Raw genomic sequence first — 20091 nt, forward strand, 5'->3', positions numbered from 1 at the left:
CAGGGAACCGCCAAGAACTACGCCCTGGCAGGGCGGCAGGCCGCGGGCAAGACGGGCACCACGGAGGAGATGGACAACGCCTGGTTCGTGGGCTTCACCCCGCAGCTGTCCTCCGCCGTGTGGATGGGCCACTCCGAGGGCACCAAGCCGATGAACGGGCAGTACATCGGCGGGCGCTACTACGCCACCATGTACGGCTCCGACGCGCCCGCGCCGATGTGGAAGCAGTTCATGGACACCTCGCTGTCGGGGACGGGGGCGGAGCCCTTCACCCAGGTGAGCCTGGGCGCTGGACAGCCCGCGCAGCCCTCGGGCGGCAACGCCAAGAAGACGTCCGGCCAGCTCCCCGCCCCTGTGGGCGACGCCGCCGGCCAGGCGAGCGCCCAGGCGGCCCAGGCGGCGCCCGCGGATGAGTCCGGGGCGGCCGCACAGGTCGGCGCCGCCCTCCCCGCCGCGCCGGCCCCGGGCTCCGCGCCCACGGCGGCCGGCCGCAAGGAGTTCACGATCAGTCTGAGCCCCTCCGGCTCCGGAGGCGCCGTGGCGACCGGCCCCATCGGCGGCAACGGCTGATCACCGCGAGCACTCACGATCCCGGGCACCTCTGATATGACGACTGCTATGACCGCGTTCCCGCGCCCATCCTCCTCCCGTTCACGGCGCCTCGGCGCCGCTCGCGCGCTGGGCTCCCTCGCCGCTCTCGGCACCGGGGCCCTGGGCTACGCGCTCCTCGAGGCCCGCATGCCGGTGCTGCGGCGCTTCCCGGTGCCCGTCCTGGCCGACGGCGAGGAGCCGATCACGATCCTCCACCTGGCCGATCTGCACCTGACCGACCGCACCGAGGCGCGCGTCGCCTGGGTGCGGGGCCTGGCCGCCGAGCACCCCGACGTCGTCATCTCCACGGGCGACCACCTGTCCTTCGCCTCGGGCCTGGAGCCGCTGCAGCGGGCACTGGAGCCCTTCGTGGGACTGCCGGGGGCCTTCGTCCTGGGGGACCACGACTACTACTCCTCGGTGTTCAAGCTGCCGACCCGCTACTTGCGCCGCGACCCGCGCACGGCGGATGCCGAGGACGCTCGCGATCATCTCGTGGAGCTGCCCTGGCGGGAGGTCATCGAGCTGCAGGCCTCCGGCGGCTGGGCGGACCTGACGAACGCGCGGGGGACCCTCACGGTGCGCGGGCGGAGAGTGGACCTGGTCGGCGTCGATGATCCCCACGCCGAGCGCGACGCCTACCCCGCCCCGGACGACGGCTCCGACGGCGCGGCTTCAGCCGCCCTCCTCCCGCCGGTCCTCGACCGCTCGGGGCGGGCGCTGCGCCTGGGACTCGCCCACGCCCCCTACCGGAGGGTTCTGGACGCGATGGCGGGCGACGGCGTGGCCCTCGCCCTGGCCGGGCACACCCATGGCGGCCAGCTCTGCCTGCCCGGTTTCGGCGCCCTCGTGACGAACTGCGACCTGGACCGGCGGAGGGTGACGCAGCGCCTGTCCCAGTGGCCGGGGCGGATCGGGGATCCGAGCACGGCTGGAGACATGTACCTGCATGTCAGCGCCGGGCTGGGCACGAGCCCTTACACGCCTGTGCGCGTGGCCTGCCGACCGGAGGCGACGCTGCTCACCCTCGTCCCGGCGCGCTGAGGGCGCGCGGACGGCCGGAACGCGGCGGGGCGGAGGCAGCCAGGATCAGTTGGTCCCGGTCCCGGGGCGCGCGATCAGGCGCGCCAGCGGGCGAAGCCGCCCTCGGAGTTGATGACCTGACCGGTGATCCAGCGGGCGTCGTCGGCCAGCAGCCAGGTGATGAGTCGGGCGGCGTCATCGGGCGCCCCGAAGCGGCCGAAGGGGAACATACGGCCAACGGACTCCAGGGCCTCGGCGGTGAGGTACCCGGTGTCGACGGGACCGGGGTTGACGGTGTTGACGCGGATGCCGTGATCAGCGAGCTCATCGGCGATGGTCAGGGTGATGCCGGCGATGGCGGCCTTGGCCGCCCCGTAGGCGATCTCCCCGGGCAGGGGCCCCTGCGCCTGGCCGGAGGTGAGGAAGACGATGGCGCGGGTGGGGTCGCCGACCCGCTCATCGCCGGCTCCCCCGGCCCGCTCCCCAATGATGGCGCGGGCGAAGGCCTGGGCGAGGAGGATGGAGGCGCGGGCGTCGATGGCCCAGTGCCGGTCGAGGATGTCCTCGGCGACGTCGAGCAGGGCGGCGTCGGGCTCACTCATGGCCTGGTTGCACACCAGGGCGGTCAGCGGGTGACCGGCGTCGGCGGCGGCCTCGACCGCGGCGGCGACCACGCGGGCGGGCTGGCCGGAGGCGGAGAGGTCGGCGTCCACGGGGGTGAGGCGGGCGCCGTCGGCGAGGTGGGAGGCGATCGAGGCCATGACGGCGTCGATGTCGTCGGCACCCCAAGCCTGGGCGGCGTCGTGGGGCGAGTAGTGGTGCGCGACAACGCTGGCCCCCTGGGCGGCGGCGCGGCAGGCGATGGCGTGCCCGATGCCGGCGCGGCGGCTGACCCCGGTGATGAGGACCGTTCGGCCTGCGAGCGGGAGCGGGTCAGGGGCGAGGTCTGCGCTGGTCATGGGGCAAGTCAACCGCGCTGCGCGGGCACGGGCAAGGGGTGGGCGGCCCAGCGCCGCCCACCCCCGCACAACTCCCAGTGATGGACGGCACTGGGCGGGCGAGCGGCGGTGATTTCCCTCGACGCGGGCGGCCCGGCTATAGTTGCCGCTGCACACACACGGGGTGTGGCGCAGTTTGGTAGCGCGCTTCGTTCGGGACGAAGAGGTCGTGGGTTCAAATCCCGCCACCCCGACGACGAGGAGATCCGCGGGCCTGCTCGTGAGATCTCCGAGGAGGAAGGGGGGCAGGCCGTCAGGCCGAGCACCCCGACTTCATCATCGCTTCTCTTGACCTGGTCGTCGCTCCCTCTGACCTTGGCGGCGGTTCCGCGGCACTGCTCGTGAGGGGATGGTGAAGGAGAGGCCGGAGCCTTCATCGTTGGCGGCGAGCGGATGAGCCCCGCCGGGTGCGTTGCGAGCATCTCCAGACCGTTCAAAGCAGCGCCCGGCCATCCAGAGCAGCGCTCCCCGTGCTGCCCGCAACGGCCCACCGATGCCGCAGACGGCTAAGCGGTGCTGTCGACGGCGAAGCCTTCGGACCAGTGCTCCGATCCTCCGCCCTCATCGGACCTCATCGAAGTCGAGCTCGCCCCTGCCGCCCACGCGGCTCGCATCGCCTATGCCGCCGATACCGCAGTGGAGCGCATGCGCCGATCACTGGGGCCGGGTCTCAGCCGGCGTCGGTGTGCGCGCGGTCGGAGCCGAGCTGTCGGCCGCCGCCTTCGACTCGCACTTCGACAATCGCTGACCGTGAGCTCCAGGCGGCCCTGCCGACTGTCTGGGGATCCCCGACCCGCCGATGCGTCAATTCCGCTGCCATGCGCGCTCACCTCATCGATGCTCGCCGCCGCCGACCGCGTCATTCCAACGATCTGCGGAGGGCTTTGGAGCGCCATCGGCCTCCACGGCAGCAGGATTGACAGATTCGGCCCTCATCCCGCTGCGGAACGTCGCGCAGGGCTCCCCTCAACCAGCGTCGGCACCTTCCTGGGTCATCTGCGGCGAGTGCGCATCAACGCCGAGGCGCCCCACCGCGCAGAACCCTCGCCAAGGCGCTCCGATCACCCGATGCCATCCAGCTCGCGAGCGCTCTCATCCCGGATTCCCCGGCGACTCCGGTGATGGTGCTGACCCATGAACGCCGCATGTCCATCGCCACTGCGGCGCATGGGCTCACCGTTGTCGATCTCCTTGAGGATGACACCGGGACCCGATAGCCCTCATAACGCCGCACCGGCTAGTCTGGGCGGGCAAGTCCCTGGTACGCGAATCGCACGGCCCGGTAGGAAGTCCGGGCGGCGCGAGTCACCTTCGGCCCCGAGCCCACTGATGTGGAACTGCACGCCTCGCTCCTCGCCCACGGCACCGCGCTCATCGATCGCGCGGACAGCGCGCCCAGGATCCGACGGACGGGCTCCACCGAGGAGCGGCGGGTCAATCCGAAGCGGGCGATGCGCGGCGCGGCACCGGGAGAGCACGGCGGCCCAGGCGGCGATACAAGCGGACCTCGAGGCGCGAGCCGCGGCGTCCTCCTCGCAGCGCCGGGAGGATCGCGATACCGAGCGCGCGCGGAGCCGTGAGATCGCCCGGGCGAAGGCCAAGGCCCGTCACCACGGGCACTGAAAGGTCCCCGATTCCTCATCGGCTCCCCATCGACTATCCACCGCTCCCCGTGGAGTCCCCATGGTCCACGGGGAGCAGGAGATCCGTCCCCATCGCGGTGTTCTCCCGCTGCGGCTTACGGTTCCAGCAGCCGGTGAGAGCGGCGGCGGGTAGACGCAGTCACTACTCCTGGCCCGTCCGAATCCGCTCTCTCCCTGCGAGGACGATTCCAGGAGGCCCTGATATGCCGATTCTTCGACGCCGTACGCTCCTCACCCTGCCCATGCTCACCGCCGCAGGGGCGACCGCCCTGGCCGCGTGCTCTGGCAAGGACTCGCCGGACACCACCGGTCCCAGCGCTGATGCCTCGACCTCCCAGCAGCCCGGGACGCCGCCGCCGGCGGGCTGGCAGACCTTGGAGTCCTACACCGCCGGCCACCACATCAGTGTCGACATCGCACCCCTGGTCACCATGGATGACAAGACGACAATCCTCCCGCTGCGGATCACCCGCATGGCCGACGACACCGCCACCGACGACGGAGACGAGTACGACAGCGAGTGGAACTGGGGTCACCTCTGGTTGGCACCTGCTCTCCTGGACGATCGCCCCGTCGCGGGCATCCGGCTCATCGACACCGCCGGACGGCGAGTATGGAACTGCATCGACGGCACGATCCCCACCGAGGCGATATCCCTCGAGAAAGGGCGGTCTGGTATGGCCTACGCGGTCTTCGGGCCTGTTGACACCGATCGCGTCACCGCGTTCCTGCCCTTGACCGGCTTCCCCGAGATCGCCGTCATCAGCAAGGATCAAGCCGCCGGCATCCTCGGCTCGGACGTCGACCTCGACAAGGCCCACACCGAGGTTGACGTGGCCTCCTACGACTCCGAGCGGCAGGACGACGATCCCACCCTCGCCGAGCTCAGCGCCCCCGCCAGCATCGACACCTTCAGCCGCGCACTCGACGAGTCCAGCACCTCCCGCACCACCGACACCTCCATCACCACCACCTTGGCCAGTGATGTGACCTTCGAGTTCAGCAAGTACGACCTGACCGCCCAGGCCGACACCCAACTCCAGACGGTCGCAGCCCAGATCGCCTCCTACCCCGACGGCGGCGAGCTGTCCATCGTCGGACACACCGACGACCAGGCCGACGATGCCTTCAACCAAACCCTGTCCGAACAACGCGCCGCCGCCGTCCACAACCGCCTGGGCCAACTCACCGACCTGTCCGCCTGGAGCGTCACCGAACAGGGCAAGGGCGAGACCGAGCCCGCCGTCCAGGGCACCGACGACGCCGCCAGAGCCGCCAACCGCCGCGTCGTCATCACACTCACCCCCACCGGCGGAACCACCACGTCAACCATTGCGGCCTCCCCGTCGACCGCGCCCACCGCTGTCCCCGCCGGCGGCCTCCCCGACCCCCAGGGACCCGTCGGCTCAGGCGCGGGCAGCGCCCTCACCGTCCCCTCGGACGACGGCTCCGCGGCCCCCTCCATCACGGTGGACTCCATCACCCGCCGCGATGGGCTCCTCCTGGGCAGGCTCACCATCACCGGCAGCACCGGGGACAGTGTGGCGCGCGTCTGGTTCGAGGACGACACGGATGCCGGGGGCCTGTTCGCCAACTCCCGGGGCGAGGACGGGGATTCCTTCCCCTTCGCGGGCCTCGACGGTGTCACGCTCCTGGCCGGCGGACTGCGGTACATGCCCTGCGACTACATCCTGGGTGGCAAGGGCTACCACAGACCCCTCGCTGACACGCAGCTGCACTGGAGCCTCGAGGGAGGCGCCTCGACCGCCTTCGTCGTCTGGCCCGACGTCGGCCAGGACACGCTCATCGTCGATCACCAGGAAGGCCGATTCACCGGACTGGACCACCCCTGGCGGATCACGGACGTCCCCGTCACCGCTGGCTGAGCACGGCTCCCGGCCGTCTCGGGAGCGGGGCCAGGACGGCGCGCGCCACCGGGCCGGGCTAGCCTTGCCCTGGAAGGAGCCCGATGAGCACGACGAGCAGCACCCGCGCCGCGGCGCCGGAGGCCGCCCGGCCAACCGATGCCCGTGCTCGCCGGGAGATCGCCGGGCGGGCGATGGAGCGTGTGCTCGCCGCCGTCCTGCTCCTCGCCTTCATCGCATGGAGCCTGCTGGTGTCCGCCGGCAGGACCTCGCGCCTCGACTCCGCATTCACGCCCGCCCACCCGCTGCTCCCTCGCTCCGCAGGGGCCCAGATCGCGGAGGCCTACGCCCTCCTCACACATCCGGCCCTCATCGCCGGCGTGATCATCGGCGTCGCCCTGTGGTCCTTCAAGAAGCGGATGCGGCGCCTGGCCCTGGCGCTGCTCATCGCGGCCGCAGGCATCCCCGCCCAGCTGCTCATCATCAGGGCGATGGACGTGCCCCACCCGCGCTCGCATCTCTTGGACTCACTGTCCGTGGTCGGCAAGGCCTACCCCAACGCGCAGGTCGCGGCCGTCACCATCGCCGCCTCGATGCTGCTCGTCCTCACCCGCGCCCACCGGCGCCCCACCTCGGATCTGGCGGTGTGGTGGCTGGCGGGCATCGCCGCCATCATCGCCTCCTGCTACAGCCAGTGGGCGATGGGCCTGGCGAGCGCCTCCGACCAGATCGGGGGGATCCTGTGGGGGGCGGCGGTCACCAATATGAGCCTCGCCCTGGGCGGCGTCGACACGATCCTGTCGTCCTGGGCGCGCCTGGACCTGCCCGCGCGCAGTGTCGGCAAGCGGGCCGCCGTCATCTACAACCCCACGAAGTTCTTCGATCTGTCCCTCCTGCGCCGCCGCATCGAGGCCGAGGTCCTGAGCGCCGGCTGGCTGCCCACCCAGTGGCTGGAGACGACGCCTGACGATCCCGGCCGCTCCATGGCGCGCCAGGCGCTCGAGCACGGGGTCGATCTCGTGCTCGTGGCGGGCGGGGACGGGACGGTGCGGGCGGTGGCCGGGGAGCTGGCGGGCACCGGCATGCCGATGGCGCTCATCCCATCGGGCACCGGCAACCTGCTCGCCCGCAACCTCTCCATCCCCCTGGATACCGACGCCGCCCTGCGCCTGGCCCTGTCGGGCAGCCCCACCGCCATCGACCTCGTGCGCGCCACGTGGGATGACGGTGAGGAGATCTTCGCCGTCATGGCGGGCCTGGGCCTGGACGCCCAGATCATGGCGGACACGAAGGACGAGCTCAAGAAGGTCATCCGCGCCGGGGCCTACGCCGTCGCCGCCGTGCAGCACGCCAGCCCGCGCCCCTTCCGCGCCGCCGTCGCCCTGGACGGCGGCGTCCCCGAGGAGCACGACATGGTCATGGCGCTGCTGGGCAATGTCGGCACGATCACCGGCGGCATGACGATCTTCCCGCACGCCACCCCCACCGATGCCCAAGTGGACCTCCTGCTGGCCCGCCCGGACCGCGTCATCGACTGGGCGCGCATGGGCGCGATGATCCTCGCGGGCCGGGTCCCGTCGGGGCTCACGCTCGCGCAGGCGTCGCGCGTGTCCATCCGCACCGATGAGCCCGTGCCCTTCGAGCTCGACGGCGATACCGCCGGCACCACCCGCGCCCTCGATATCGAGGTCGTTCCCGGGGCGCTCGGCGTCATCGCCCCGGCTCGCCCCTGACCCGGAGGACCGGTCCGCCGCGGCTCCGGGCGCTGGATAGACTCGCGCCCATGACCTCTTCACCATCCCTGCACTCCGGCCTCACGGTCGCCCTGGGCCGCGCGGCCCGCGTCGCCGCCCGCCTGCGCGGTGGCGGCAGTGGCGGAACGGCCTTCCCCGGGCTCGTCATGGAGAAGGCCGATCCCGGTTTCCTCGCCCGCGCGCTCGGCCAGCTGCCCATGGGCGTCGTCGTCGTGACCGGGACCAACGGCAAGACGACGACGACGAAGATGGTCGTCCAACTCCTCACCGAGCAGGGGCTGAGGGTCGTCACCAACCGCACCGGCTCGAACTTCGTGCGCGGGGTGCTCGCCTCCCTCCTCCACGACGTCGACGCCGCCGGGCGCCTGCGCGCCGATGTGGCCGTGCTCGAGCTCGACGAGGCCCACGCCGTCCGCTTCGTCCAGCTCGTCAAGCCGCGAGCCTGCCTGCTGCTCAATGTCATGCGCGACCAGCTCGACCGCTTCGGGGAGATCGACTACACCGCCTCCCTGCTGCGCAAGGTCGCCCTGGCGACCACGGGCGCCGTCGTCACCAACGCCGACGATCCGCGCCTGGGCGCGCCCGCCTTCACCGAGGGCCTGGCCGCCCCCGTGTCCGCCTTCGGCGCCGGCCCCGAGCTGCGCTCCCTGTTCCTGTCCGACGACGAGCTGCGCACCGGCACCGCCGACGCCACCGCCGTCCGCCATGTGAGCCCCCGCGTGGTCCTGGAGTCGCTGCGCGGCCAGGACGCCACCGTCCGCGTGGATGGGGCGGCTCACGAGGTGCGCTTCGCGATCCCCGGCATCCACAACCAGCTCAACGCCTGCGCCGCCCTGGCCGTGGCCCTCGAGGCCCTGGGCGACCGCGCCGACGCCGCCCTGCCGGGCCTGCTGGACAGCCTCGGGCGGGTGAGGGCCGCCTTCGGGCGCGGCGAGGTCCTGCGCCTCGACGGCCGCGAGGTCCAGCTCTCGCTGGTGAAGAACCCGGCGGGCTTCCGCATGGGCCTGCTCACCGCCGCCACGGCGCCCGGCCCGGAGTCGGTCATGGTGGCGATCAACGATGAGTACGCAGATGGCAGGGACATGTCCTGGCTGTGGGATGTGGACTTCTCCGGCCTGCGGGGCGAGGGCGTGGCCGTGGTCACGGGCGTGCGCGCCTGGGACATGGCGCTGCGCCTGCGCTACGACGAGGTGGACGTGGGGACCGTGGAACCGGACCTGGGCCGGGCCCTGGACGCCCTGCGCGAGGACTCGCGGCGCACGGGCCGCCCCATGCGCGTCTTCACCACCTACACGGCGATGCTCGCACTGCGGGCCCGCCTGGGAGAGCTGACCGAGGTCGAGGAGGTCATGAAATGAGCGCCCAGCACTACGAGCACTCCGGCGAGGCGGGCAGCGCGAGCGCCGGCACCCTGCGGATCCTCCAGCTCTACCCCCGGGACATGAACATCTACGGGGACTGGGGCAACACCCTCGTGCTCACCCGCAGGGCCCAGTGGCGCGGCTACGACGTCGAGGTCCTCTCCTACGACCCCGGCGACGAGCTTCCCACCGGCATCCACCTCGTGGTGGGCGGCGGCGGCCAGGACTCCGGCCAGGAGCGCATCACCGCGGACCTCCAGGCGCGGGCCGCCGACCTGTGCGCGTGGGCGGCCGATGGAGTGCCCATGCTCGTCATCTGCGGCCTCTACCAGCTCTTCGGCCACCGCTTCCTGACCGGCCAGGGCAGCGAGATCCCCGGGATCTCCGTGTTCGACGCCGAGACCGTCGCCGGGAATGGGCGCCTGATCGGCAACATCACCACCACCAGTGAGATCTTCGGCGGCATCGTCGGCTACGAGAACCACTCCGGCCTGACCACCCTGGCGCCCGGCCAGGCGCCCTTCGGCCGGGTGCGCTCGGGTGATGGCAACAACGGCCGGGACGGCACCGAGGGGGCGCTGGCCCACCACGTCATCGGCACCTACCTCCACGGCTCCCTGCTGCCGAAGAACCCGGCCGTGGCCGACTGGCTCCTGGAGCGGGCCGCGCGGGCCGCGGGCCTGGAGTGGGTCGGCGACGCCGTGGCGCACCCCGGCCTCGACGGCGCCTGGGCGGACAGGGCCCGCGCAGTGGCGATGTCCCGCCCGCGCTGAGCCCGCGTCCCGGCGCGCAGGCGGCGCGGGGACCGACTCCGCCCGGGCCCATCTGCCGGGTTGCTTGATCGCCAGGATAGGCTAGCCTGATAACCTCTGATCATCGGCGGCCCGAGCGGGCGCCGATGAGGACACCACCCAGAGGTTCACTGTGAGCACTTCATCCTTGACTCGCCGCGCCGCGGGCGCCCGATCCGCCGAGACCGCTGAGACCCCGCTCAGTGACCTGCTCCCCGGGGCACGAGCCATCATCACCGCCGTCGGCGCCGATGCCGCGCGGCCGGCCCCCGGCCATGGCCGGCTGGCCCGTCGCCTCCAGGACCTCGGCCTCATCCCAGGCCGCGCCATCACCGCGCGCAGGCGGGCGCCACTGGGGGACCCGGCCATCTTCCAGGTGGCCGACTACGAGCTGTGCCTGCGCCGTCACGACGCCGCCCTCGTGACCGTCCGAGTCATCGACGACGCCCAGGACTCATCCGCGCAGGCGGCAGGGGCGGCCTCGTGAGCGCCGACCATTGCGGCGACTCCGCCTCCTGCCACTGCGGGGCCTCGAGCACCGCCGTCGCCGCCCAGGACCGCCGGGTCGCACTGGCCGGCGCGCCCAACGCCGGCAAGACGAGCATCTACAACGCCCTGACCGGCCTGCGCGCCAAGACCGGCAACTACCCGGGCGTCACCGTGGCCCGCTCGCAGGGTCGCTGCGTCATCGATGGCACGAGCCTGACCATCGAGGACCTGCCCGGCGCCTACTCCCTGGAGCCCATCAGCCCCGATGAGCAGGTCGTGCGCGATGTCCTCACCGGTGACCACCGGGAGGTGAGCACTCCGGACGCGCTCATCGTCGTCGTGGACGCCACGACGCTGCGCCGCGGCATGACCTTCGTGGCCGAGGCGCTCGCCCTGGGACTGCCCACCTGCCTGGCCGTCACCATGACCGACGAGCTCGCACGGCGCGAGGGCAGGCTCGACGTCGCCGCCCTCGGCGAGGCCCTGGGCATCCCGGCCGTGCGCGTCCTCGGGCACCGCGGCATGGGCATCCCCGAGCTGCGCGAGAGGCTGGCCGGGGTCGCCACCTGGCCGCGCACGCCGATCACCCCTCCGAGCGACCCCGGGGAGCTGGCCTCCTGGACCGACTCGATCCTGGCCGCGGCCGACTACGCCTCCCCCGCGTCGGACAGCACGACCGCCGCGATCGACCGCGTCCTGCTGCACCCGGTGGCCGGGACCATCGTGTTCCTGGCGGTCATGTACTTCTTCTTCCAGTCGATCTTCACCTGGGCCGCGCCGTTCCAGGACGCGATCGAGAGTGGCATCGGCTCCCTGGGCGAGCTCGTGCACGGCCGGTTTGACGAGTCCCACCCGCTCCTGGGCGGCCTGCTCGCCGACGGCCTCATCGGCGGGGTGGGGGCGGTCCTCGTCTTCCTGCCTCAGATCGTCATCATGTTCCTCATCATCGCGATCCTGGAGGGCGTGGGGTACATGTCCCGGGCCGCCTTCCTCATGGACCGGGTGATGGGCAAGGCCGGCCTGGAGGGCCGCGCCTTCGTGGCACTGCTGTCCTCCTTCGCCTGCGCGATCCCCGGCATCATGGCCACCCGCACCCTGCCCAGCGCGAAGGACCGCCTGGCCACGATGCTCGCCGCGCCCCTCATGACCTGCTCGGCCCGCCTGCCCGTCTACGTCATCATGATCTCGCTGCTGGTGGACTCCGAGGCCCGCATCGGGCCCTTCGGCGCGCGCGGCACGATCATGTTCGGCCTGTACCTGCTGGGCGCCCTCTCAGCGATGGCGGTGGCCTGGGTGGCCAAGCGCCTGACCGACCGCGACGGCGTCCTCCTGCCCTTCTACATGGAGATGCCGCCCTACCGCCTGCCCCGGCCGCGCACGGTGGCCCTCATGGTCTGGGACGCCTGCAAGGGATTCCTCAAGAAGGCCGGCACGATCATCACGCTGACCACCGTGGTGCTGTGGGTGCTGCTCAACGTGCCCATGCGCTCCGACGCCGACTTCGAGGCGGCCTGCGCGCGCGGCGCCGAGTGCTCCGCCATCGCCGCCGCGGTCGCCAACCCGGCCGCCTCCACCGTGCCGGGCGACGACGGCGAGCCCATCACCGATGCCGACGAGCTCGACGCGCTGCTGGAGGCGCAGAGGACCTCCTACACGATGGACCACTCCTGGGCCGCGAGCATCGGGAGGGCGGTGGAGCCGGTCTTCGAGCCCCTGGGCTTCGACTGGCGCATCAACGTGTCCGTTCTGTCCTCCCTGGCGGCGCGCGAGACCTTCGTGGCCACGCTCGGCCAGATCTCGGCCGCGGAGGACCCCGAGGCGCCCAGCGCCCACCTGGCCACGATGACCTACCAGGAGGACACCCTCACCAACAGGGCCGGCGATCCACTCTTCAACCCCGCGACCCTGGCGGCGATCCTCGTGTTCTTCGTCTACGCCCTGCAGTGCATGGCGACGGCCGGCGCGATGCGCCGGGAGACGGGGACCTGGAAGTGGCCGCTCGTCGCCTACGGCTACATGTTCGCCACCGCCTGGGTGATGGCGGCCCTGGCCCGCACGATCGTCGCGGCCCTCCTATGAGACCCGCGCGGCGGGAGCGGCCGGTGCCCACTCATCCGCTGACCACACCCGATCCGGCGACCCTGCGCTGGGTGATCCCCGACGGGCTGCTGCCCTTCGCCGGGGCGGTCGCCTCCGCGCCCCCCGCCCTCCAGGCCCTGCTCGACGACGGCACCCTGGCGGCCGTGCAGGTGGCGCCCGGGGCCGTGCTCACGCTGCTGGCCGATGGCCGCGCCTGGGCCGATGAGGGGGCCCGGGTGCGCACCGCGCTCGTCGAGGCCCTGGGCTCGCCCCGGGCCTGGCGGCCGGCGGGGCGGGCCAGCGCAGTCGGGCCGGACGAGGCCCTGAGAACCGCCGCCCGGGAGATCGCCGGGGGGCGGGTGGGCGCCTTCGCCCGCGGCCACGGAGGGTCGCTCGAGGTGCGCTCGGTGCGCGACGGCGTCGTCGAGGTTGCGATGGAGGGGGCCTGCCATGACTGCGCGGCGGCGGCCATCACCATGCACGCGCGCTTCGAGCACCTGCTGCGCCGGCGCTGCCCCTGGCTCGTGGAGGTGCGGGAGGCATCCTGAGCCCGCGCGGGCAGGGCGCGGGCTTGTGAGGCGGCCCGGCCATCGACATGCGCGAATGAGGGTGATAACCAGTACATTTGCCATTAACGCCTACCGTTCTCTACAGTGATTAGGTACGCCTTACCGCACCCCTGAGCTCCCCGGAGGACACATGCTTCTCACCCGTCGCAGCGCCCTCGTCTCCCTCGCAGCCATCTCCGCCGGCGCCCTGGCCGCCTGCGCCACCGATAAGAACAAGGACGGCGGCTCCGGCGCGGGGAAGACCCTGAGCATCGTGGCCACCACCGGCTACCTGGGCGACGCCGCCAGGAACATCGCCCCCGACGCCACCGTCACCGTGCTCGTCGGCCCCGGGGGCGACCCCCACACCCAGGAGCTGACCACCAAGGACACTCAAGCCATCGAGAGCGCCGACGTCGTCCTGTGGACCAGCCACGACATGGAGCACAAGATGCTGGATCAGCTCGACGGACTCGGCGCCAAGCAGGTGCCCGCCGCCGAGTCCATCCCCGAGGACATGCTGCTGCCCTGGGAGGAGGACGGCGTCGTCGAGGGCCACGACCCCCACGTGTGGAACTCCCCCGACAACTGGAAGCACGTGGTGACCGCCTGCGCGGGCAAGATCGCCGAGATCGACTCCGCCAACGCCGAGACCTACAAGGCCAACGCCGAGGCCTACAACAAGAAGATCGACGAGGCCAAGGAGGCCGCCAAGAAGCTCTTCGACGCCATCCCCCAGGAGAACCGCGTCCTGGTGACCGGCCACGACGCCTTCAACTACCTCGGCAAGACCTACGGCATCGAGATCCACGCCACCGACTTCGTCTCCTCCGAGTCCGAGCTGAGCGCCGCCGACATCGAGGACCTCGCCACCCTCATCGCCGAGAAGAAGATCAAGGTCATCTTCCAGGACAACCTGAAGAACCCCGAGGCCATCACCCACGTCAAGGAGGCGGTGGCCGCCAAGGGCGGCAGCGTGGAGGTCTCCGACAAGCCCCTGTACGCCGACTCCCTCGGCGAGGCCGCCCCGGTGGACACCTACCTGGGGGTCTTCGCCTACAACGCCGAGACCATCTCCGCCGCCCTGACCGGCAGGACCGCCTGAGCGCCCACCCGAGGCCGGGGGCCCGCTGCGACGGGCCCCGCTGACGAGGAACCCCCGTGACGCACGATCCGCACCCTCCCTGCGCCGTCGAGCACCTCTCGGTGGCCTACCATGCCCGCCCTGTGGTCAAGGACGTGAGCCTGACGATCCCCGCCGGCGCCGTCACCGCCGTCCTCGGCCCCAACGGCGCGGGGAAGTCCACCCTCCTCAAGGCCTCCATGGGTCTCATCCCCTCCCTGGCCGGCTCCGTGCGCTTCTTCGGCGAGGAGCTGTCCCAGTGCCGCAGCCGGGTGGCCTACATGCCCCAGACCGCGGAGGTCGACTGGGACTTCCCCACCACGGTGCGCGACGTCGTCACCATGGGCACCTACGCCAGGCTCGGCTGGTGGCGCCGCCCGGGGGCAGCCGAGCGGGCCACGGCGATGGAGGCCCTGGAGAGGGTCGGCATCCCCGAGCTCGCGGACCGCCAGATCTCCCAGCTCTCCGGCGGCCAGAAGCAGCGCGTCTTCATGGCCCGCACCCTGGCCCAGGAGCCCGACCTCTACCTGCTGGATGAGCCCTTCGCGGGGGTCGACGTCGCCTCCGAGCAGGCCATCATGGGGGTCCTCCGCTCACTGAGGGACGAGGGACGCACGATCGTCGTCGTCCATCACGACCTGTCCACGGTGAGGCGCTTCTGCACCCACGCGGTCCTGCTGTCCGACGGCCTGCTCGTGGCCGCGGGGCCACTCGATCAGGCCTTCACAGCGGCCACGCTGCACCGCGCCTACGGGTTGACCGACGAGGCCCTCATGGGCGGGGGGCGCGAGGAATGATCTCCGCGCTCGCCCTGACCGTGCTGCCGACGGCGCCCCTGGCCGAGGCCGGCGCGCTACTGCCCGGCGTCGTCGGCCCCGGCGCGCTGCTGGCCTCCTACACCTTCCGCATGATGCTGCTGGGCACCTCGATCGTGGGCCTGACCGCGGGAGTGCTCGGCGCATTCCTGTACCTGCACAAGCAGTCGCTCGTCTCCGACATCATCGGGCACGCCGCCACCCTGGGCGTGGCGGGCTCCTTCATCATCGCCACCGCCGTCCTGGGCATCGGGGGGCGCTCCATGCTCGTGCTGACCATCGGCTCGATCATCGCCTCCACCTGCGCCGTTCTCCTCGCGAACTGGATCGCGGCGCGCTCCCCCGTGGGCCTCGACGCCGCGATGACGATCTGCCTGGCGCTGTTCTACGGCGGCGGGATCGTGCTCATGCGGATCATCGTCCACTCCTCCCTGCCCGAGCGGGGCGGGATCACCTCCTACATGTTCGGCAACGCCGCCACCCTCACCCGGGCGGACCTGGTCACCATCGTGGCCTTCGGCGCGGCCTCGCTCATCGTGGTGGCGGTGTGCTGGAAGGAGCTGGCGCTGCTCACCTTCGACCCCATCGCCTGCCGGGCGATGGGCTTCTCCCCGCGGGTCCTCTCCCCGCTGCTGCTGGGCACCGCCACCGTCGCGATCGTCATCGGCATCAAGGCGGTCGGACTCATCCTCATGGTGGCCTTCGCGATCATGCCGGCCGCGGCCGCGCGCCAGTGGACGCACCACCTGTGGTCGATGGTGGGGCTGTCCGGGCTGATCGGCGGGGCCTCCGGGGCGATCGGATCGGCGCTGGCGGTCAATCTCGGCCGCGTGCCGACCGGGCCGGTGGTCGTCCTGGTCCTGTCGATCCTCCTCGTCGCCTCCTTGCTGGGCGCGCCTGAGCGCTCGATTCTGCGTCGCCGGGCCCGCCTGCGCGCGCAGCGCCGTGAGCTGCTGTCCCGGATCACCGCCGAGGCCCACCGGGCCGAAGGGGCCGGTACCGCCGCGGCGGTACCGGCTACTGCGGGGCCGACCGCGGGCGGCGCGACGATGCGCGAGGGGGCACACTGATGCCGTTCATCGTCTCCGTCGCCGTCCTGGCCGTCACCACGGCGCTCACCTGCGCGCTTCCCGGCACGCTCCTAGTGCTGCGCCGCCAGGCGATGCTCGTGGAGGCGATGTCCCATGCCGTGCTGCCCGGCATCGTCGTCGGCGCGATCATCTCCGGCTCCACGCGATCCCCGCTCATGGTGGCGGCGGCCTCCCTCATGGGACTGCTCGTGGTACTGGGCGCCGAGCGACTGCGCGCCTCCGGGCTGGTGACCGGGGACGCCGACCAGGGCCTGATCTTCCCCGCCCTCTTCGCCATCGGCGTGCTGCTGCTGTCCACCACTCTCTCCCAGGTGCACATCAGCGAGGACACCGTTCTCACCGGGGACCTCAACCTCATGGCCCTGACCCCCGAGCACATCCTCGTGGCCGATGGCGGCATCGACCTGGGACCGCGGATGATGTGGCGCCTGGCCGGCGTCTTCGCGATCACGGCGGCCTATATCGCCCTGTGCTACCCGACCCTCAAGATCTCCACCTTCGACCCCGTGTCGGCCCGAACCCTGGGCCTGCCGGTGCGGCGCACCGACCTGGGCCTGATGACGCTGGTGGCGCTGACCGTCGTCGTCGCCTTCGACGCCGCGGGCGCGATCCTCGTGGTGGCGCTCATGACGATCCCCCCGGCGACGGCCCTTCTCGTGGCGCGCTCCCTGTTCGGGGCGATCCTGGCGAGCCTGGGGATCGCGGCGGCCTCCGCGCTGCTCGGCTTCTGGGTGGCGCTGCGCTGGGACCTGGCGACGTCGTCGACCATGGCGGTGGTGGACGCGCTGGTCTTCCTGGCCGTGCTGGGGGCCACCGTGCCCGGGCGCGGCCGTGCCCGCGGCCTCGTGGCGGGGGGCGGGCGAGCAGGGCCCCGCCCACTCGTAGACTCGCCCCATGGCGACTCCGGAATTCATCCTGGCCCTGCGCGAGAAAATCGGCCACGACCAGCTGTGGCTGCCGGGGGTCAGTGTGGTCGTCATCGATGAGGACGGACGATTGCTGCTCGGGCGGCGCACCGACAACGACCAGTGGGCGGTGATCTCGGGGATTCCCGAGCCGGGCGAGCAGCCGGGCGCGGCGGCGGTCCGCGAGTGCCTGGAGGAGACCGGGGTGGCGATCGAGCTGCTGGGCCTGACGCATGTGGGAGCGGGCGCGCCGAAGACCTTCGCCAACGGCGACCGCTGCGTCTTCATGGACATCGACTTCGTGGCGCGGCCCGCCGCAGGGGCGGGGCCCGCGCGCGTGGCCGACGACGAATCGACGGAGGTCGGCTGGTTCGCGCCGGGAGAGCTGCCCGATCCCCTCATGGACTCGGCGCGGCGCCGCATCGCCGCCGCCCGGGCCTGGCTCACCAGTCCCGCCGCGCCGACCGCCCCCGCCGCCTTCGACTGACCCCTCCCCCTTCCGCCGAAACCGGTCGAAAACGTCACCGAGACCGGTCGAAGTGGCGATCGAGACCGGTCCACCCCGGCGGGGATCACGCGCCGCACTCCCTTCCCTATGACCGAGACCCACCCCCAACTCACCGCTTGACACCACAGCACAGGAGCGCCGGGCGATCAGCGCGGCGAAACCGGTTCAGGCTGGGGTCTGCTCCTCGCCCGGGTCGATGCCGATGCTCCGCAGCCCCGAGGCCTGCTCACTGGCGGGGTCCCAGGGGAGGGCGGCGGTGAGGATGAGGCGCAGCCCCTCCGGCGTCGCCACCTCGACCTCACGGGAGTTCCATGGGGTCGTGCGCGCCGGCTGCGCACATCCGGGCCTCAGACGCTCGCAAGCGCGCACGACGTCGTCGAGCTGGCCCAGAACGCACGCGATGCTCAGCGTTGCGCCACCTGGCCGGGCCCCAGCGTCCTCCTCATCAGGGACGAGGAGAACATCCTGGAAGGCCCAGCGACGCAGGTGCGCCAGCCGCCCGGGGATGGAGAACAAGGAGATGAAGCCCAGCCCCTGGGTCCAGAACCGCGTCGAGACCTCGAGGTCGCGCGCGGGCAGAGTGAGGAACATGGGCATCCCGTAGATCCCGCGGAAGGGCTCAGGCGCGAGGGCGTCAGGACCTGGTGTCGGGACCGGACTGATATCGAAGGCATTGAATGTGCTCATGCGCCCACCCTCGCCCCTCACGCAGCGCGAGGGTCAAGCGCCCCTGCCCGCGAGCGCGGACGCCGCGAGCCCGGTCGGGTGCAGGGGGCGTCCCGACCGCACGGCGTCGATCCACTCCCGCGTACTGGTGACGGCGGCCCAGTTGGACTGGAGCAGCACCATGAGCGACTCGTGGAGCGCCCGGGCGCTGACGTCTCCCGCGGAGTTCGCCAGGGGGATCGCGCCGGTGGCGTCGGACAGGACCTCGCTCCTCACCTCCCATTGCTCGGCCCCTACCGCGGTGGCCAGGACGCAGTTGTTCGTCATGTAGCCGACGAGGGTGATCGTGTCGCGGCCCTGATCGCGCAGCCACACCCCCAGGTCGGTGCCGACGAAGGCCGAGGAGCGCTCCTTGACCACGCGCTTCCAGTCCGGGCGCAGGCGCTCGGCGAGTTCGGGGGCGAGGTCGTACTCCGGGGTATCAGGGTTGAAGGCGGGGGCGCCGCTGCCGGAGGAGTGCTGGATGACGGCGATCGGCAGCCCGGCCTCCTCCGCGACCTCGACGGCCTGGAGGATCCGCGCCAGGCCCTTCTCCCAGGCGGGGTGCTCGATGCGCAGGGGGCCACCGGCGTACTGCTGCTGGGCGTCGATGATGACGAGGGCGCGTCGGGGCGAGGTCATGGGTGCTCCTGAATCGGTGCGGGGATGATGACGCGCCCAGCCTTCCCGACCTCGCACAGCACCACCAGTGGCCTGAATGTCGCTCTACGATGGATTCACGCCAATTCGTCCGAGTGGAGCCTCATGCGCATCGCGATCTACGCCTTCGACGGCGTCACCATGTTCCATCTGGCCGCGCCGCAGATGGTCTTCGATACCGTCACTCGCCTCGGTTTGGCCTCATGGGACTGCCTGCTCATCGCTGATCGGCCCGGCCAGGTGAGGACCGCTGAGGGCTGGAGCCTCGGCGGCCTGGCCGGCTGCGAGGAAGCCGCGAGCGCGGATGCGCTCGTCATGCCCTCGTGGTTCGACGACGGCCGGCCGAATCCGCCCGAGGTGACTCGCATGCTCGTTGAGGCGCGGGAGCGCGGCGCCATCATCCTGGGGCTGTGCCTCGGCGCGATCCCGGTGGCGGCCGCGGGCCTGCTCGACGGCAGGACGGCGGTGACGCATTGGCGGGCCCTTCCGGCGCTGCGCCGCGGGCTTCCAGCGGTCGACCTCGACGAGGCCGCTCTCTACATCGACCATGGGGACGTCCTCACTTCCGCGGGGACCGCCGCCTCCCTGGACGCCTGCCTCCACCTGGTACGCCGGCTGCTCGGCGCCCGCTCGGCCAACGCTGTGGCGCGCCAGCTCGTCATGGCGCCCCATCGCGACGGCGGCCAGGCGCAGTTCATCGAGCGACCGCTGCCTGCGGCCGGTGAGGACGGCGTCGGGCGGGCGATGGCCTGGGCACTGGACCACCTGTCGGAGGGGTTGAGCGTGGAGGGCCTGGCGGTGGCGGCCTGTATGAGCCCGCGCTCGCTGAGCCGCGCCTTCCGCGCCAGAACGGGATCGACACCGGCGGCTTGGGTGCGCGAGCAGCGGCTGCAAGAGGCGCAGAGGCTGCTGGAGTCCACCGACGCGTCGATCGATGAGGTGGCCCGGGCGAGCGGCCTGGGCTCACCGGTGACGATGCGCCAGCTCTTCGCACGGGCCCTGGGGACGACGCCGTCGGCCTACCGTCGCCGATTCCGGGGCTGAGCGGGCGCCTCCAGAGTCAAAATGGCACGATTTGAGGATTGCTCGGGCCGCTGCACCTTCCTGCGATGCGACCTCCCCATCGCACAGCCCTCTGACCT

17 protein-coding genes, 1 tRNA gene and 2 pseudogenes are annotated in these 20091 nt (G+C 71.9%); 17 read left to right on the plus strand and 3 right to left on the minus strand.

Annotated features, from left to right (window positions below; genetic code table 11):
* Both B1H55_RS05405 and B1H55_RS05410 read left to right on the plus strand, forming a co-directional pair.
* A pseudogene (locus tag B1H55_RS05405) lies at positions 1–570 on the plus strand (transglycosylase domain-containing protein); the annotation flags it as partial.
* A 48-nt stretch (positions 571–618) separates the two neighbouring features.
* Positions 619–1635 (plus strand): metallophosphoesterase, encoded by a 1017-nt coding sequence (locus B1H55_RS05410; RefSeq protein ID WP_073454120.1) that lies wholly within the window; start codon positions 619–621, stop codon positions 1633–1635.
* 74 nt (positions 1636–1709) lie between these two features.
* On the opposite strand, the gene B1H55_RS05415 is transcribed toward B1H55_RS05410, so the two are convergent.
* The gene (locus B1H55_RS05415; RefSeq protein WP_077240630.1) at positions 1710–2573 is read right to left on the minus strand and encodes an SDR family oxidoreductase; all 864 of its coding nucleotides are present in this window, start codon (positions 2571–2573) and stop codon (positions 1710–1712) included.
* 159 nt (positions 2574–2732) lie between these two features.
* On the opposite strand from B1H55_RS05415, the gene B1H55_RS05420 reads away from it, so the two are divergent.
* The 14 genes and pseudogenes from B1H55_RS05420 (at position 2733) to B1H55_RS05480 (ending at position 17563) form a co-directional block, all read left to right on the plus strand.
* Positions 2733–2806: transfer RNA gene (locus tag B1H55_RS05420), tRNA-Pro, on the plus strand.
* Between the two features lie 1107 nt (positions 2807–3913).
* Positions 3914–4235 (plus strand): annotated as a pseudogene (locus B1H55_RS12255) (DUF2992 family protein); the annotation flags it as partial.
* A gap of 223 nt (positions 4236–4458) precedes the next feature.
* Entirely contained in the window at positions 4459–6141 is a 1683-nt protein-coding gene (locus B1H55_RS13005; protein WP_073454116.1) for an OmpA family protein, read from the plus strand.
* 83 nt (positions 6142–6224) lie between these two features.
* Positions 6225–7853 (plus strand): diacylglycerol/lipid kinase family protein, encoded by a 1629-nt coding sequence (locus B1H55_RS05430; RefSeq protein WP_077240631.1) that lies wholly within the window; start codon positions 6225–6227, stop codon positions 7851–7853.
* 50 nt (positions 7854–7903) lie between these two features.
* Entirely contained in the window at positions 7904–9232 is a 1329-nt protein-coding gene (locus tag B1H55_RS05435; protein ID WP_077240632.1) for a Mur ligase family protein, read from the plus strand.
* Positions 9229–10008: a type 1 glutamine amidotransferase gene (locus B1H55_RS05440; RefSeq protein ID WP_077240633.1), complete on the plus strand. Its 780-nt coding sequence runs from the start codon at positions 9229–9231 to the stop codon at positions 10006–10008. Before B1H55_RS05435 ends, B1H55_RS05440 begins: the two co-directional genes overlap by 4 nt.
* Before the next feature lie 151 nt (positions 10009–10159).
* A complete protein-coding gene (locus B1H55_RS05445; RefSeq protein ID WP_077240634.1) occupies positions 10160–10513 on the plus strand; it encodes a FeoA family protein in 354 nt (117 codons plus the stop codon).
* Positions 10510–12594 carry a ferrous iron transporter B gene (gene feoB / locus B1H55_RS05450; protein WP_077240635.1) on the plus strand — a complete coding sequence of 695 codons (2085 nt, stop codon included), beginning with the start codon at positions 10510–10512 and terminating at the stop codon, positions 12592–12594. The genes B1H55_RS05445 and feoB overlap by 4 nt, the downstream gene beginning before the upstream one ends.
* 23 nt (positions 12595–12617) lie before the next feature.
* Positions 12618–13142 (plus strand): NifU family protein, encoded by a 525-nt coding sequence (locus tag B1H55_RS05455; RefSeq protein ID WP_370427867.1) that lies wholly within the window; start codon positions 12618–12620, stop codon positions 13140–13142.
* A 151-nt stretch (positions 13143–13293) separates the two neighbouring features.
* Positions 13294–14247, plus strand: a complete 954-nt coding sequence (locus tag B1H55_RS05460) for a metal ABC transporter substrate-binding protein (protein ID WP_073454103.1) — start codon at positions 13294–13296, stop codon at positions 14245–14247.
* Between the two features lie 56 nt (positions 14248–14303).
* Entirely contained in the window at positions 14304–15062 is a 759-nt protein-coding gene (locus tag B1H55_RS05465) for a metal ABC transporter ATP-binding protein (RefSeq protein ID WP_077240636.1), read from the plus strand.
* The gene (locus B1H55_RS05470; protein WP_231952710.1) at positions 15059–16150 is read left to right on the plus strand and encodes a metal ABC transporter permease; all 1092 of its coding nucleotides are present in this window, start codon (positions 15059–15061) and stop codon (positions 16148–16150) included. Before B1H55_RS05465 ends, B1H55_RS05470 begins: the two co-directional genes overlap by 4 nt.
* Complete coding sequence (locus B1H55_RS05475) at positions 16150–17157, plus strand: metal ABC transporter permease (protein ID WP_077240637.1); 1008 nt, start codon at positions 16150–16152, stop codon at positions 17155–17157. Before B1H55_RS05470 ends, B1H55_RS05475 begins: the two co-directional genes overlap by 1 nt.
* Positions 17066–17563, plus strand: coding sequence for an NUDIX hydrolase (locus B1H55_RS05480; protein ID WP_077240638.1), 498 nt, complete (start codon positions 17066–17068; stop codon positions 17561–17563). Before B1H55_RS05475 ends, B1H55_RS05480 begins: the two co-directional genes overlap by 92 nt.
* 186 nt (positions 17564–17749) lie before the next feature.
* On the opposite strand, the gene B1H55_RS05485 is transcribed toward B1H55_RS05480, so the two are convergent.
* Together B1H55_RS05485 and B1H55_RS05490 are read right to left on the minus strand one after the other, a co-directional pair.
* Positions 17750–18271, minus strand: coding sequence for a VOC family protein (locus B1H55_RS05485; RefSeq protein ID WP_073454095.1), 522 nt, complete (start codon positions 18269–18271; stop codon positions 17750–17752).
* 33 nt (positions 18272–18304) lie between these two features.
* Positions 18305–18931, minus strand: coding sequence for an isochorismatase family protein (locus B1H55_RS05490; RefSeq protein WP_077240639.1), 627 nt, complete (start codon positions 18929–18931; stop codon positions 18305–18307).
* A gap of 123 nt (positions 18932–19054) precedes the next feature.
* Here B1H55_RS05490 and B1H55_RS05495 point away from each other — a divergent pair, with 123 nt between their 5' ends.
* On the plus strand, positions 19055–19993 hold the full coding sequence (locus tag B1H55_RS05495) for a GlxA family transcriptional regulator (RefSeq protein WP_073454090.1): 939 nt from the start codon (positions 19055–19057) through the stop codon (positions 19991–19993).
* The last annotated feature ends 98 nt before the right edge of the window (positions 19994–20091 follow it).

Source organism: Actinomyces denticolens (assembly GCF_002072185.1).
Classification (GTDB): domain Bacteria; phylum Actinomycetota; class Actinomycetes; order Actinomycetales; family Actinomycetaceae; genus Actinomyces; species Actinomyces denticolens.

Coding starts and splice junctions, on each gene's coding strand:
- B1H55_RS05440 (WP_077240633.1), top strand. CDS start 9,229: ATGAGCGCCCAGCACTACGAGCACTCCGGCGAGGCGGGCAGCGCGAGC.
- B1H55_RS05485 (WP_073454095.1), bottom strand. CDS start 18,271: ATGAGCACATTCAATGCCTTCGATATCAGTCCGGTCCCGACACCAGGT.
- B1H55_RS05480 (WP_077240638.1), top strand. CDS start 17,066: ATGGCGACTCCGGAATTCATCCTGGCCCTGCGCGAGAAAATCGGCCAC.
- B1H55_RS05475 (WP_077240637.1), top strand. CDS start 16,150: ATGCCGTTCATCGTCTCCGTCGCCGTCCTGGCCGTCACCACGGCGCTC.
- B1H55_RS05430 (WP_077240631.1), top strand. CDS start 6,225: ATGAGCACGACGAGCAGCACCCGCGCCGCGGCGCCGGAGGCCGCCCGG.
- B1H55_RS05410 (WP_073454120.1), top strand. CDS start 619: ATGACCGCGTTCCCGCGCCCATCCTCCTCCCGTTCACGGCGCCTCGGC.
- B1H55_RS05470 (WP_231952710.1), top strand. CDS start 15,059: ATGATCTCCGCGCTCGCCCTGACCGTGCTGCCGACGGCGCCCCTGGCC.
- B1H55_RS05495 (WP_073454090.1), top strand. CDS start 19,055: ATGCGCATCGCGATCTACGCCTTCGACGGCGTCACCATGTTCCATCTG.
- B1H55_RS05460 (WP_073454103.1), top strand. CDS start 13,294: ATGCTTCTCACCCGTCGCAGCGCCCTCGTCTCCCTCGCAGCCATCTCC.
- B1H55_RS05415 (WP_077240630.1), bottom strand. CDS start 2,573: ATGACCAGCGCAGACCTCGCCCCTGACCCGCTCCCGCTCGCAGGCCGA.
- B1H55_RS13005 (WP_073454116.1), top strand. CDS start 4,459: ATGCCGATTCTTCGACGCCGTACGCTCCTCACCCTGCCCATGCTCACC.
- B1H55_RS05490 (WP_077240639.1), bottom strand. CDS start 18,931: ATGACCTCGCCCCGACGCGCCCTCGTCATCATCGACGCCCAGCAGCAG.
- B1H55_RS05435 (WP_077240632.1), top strand. CDS start 7,904: ATGACCTCTTCACCATCCCTGCACTCCGGCCTCACGGTCGCCCTGGGC.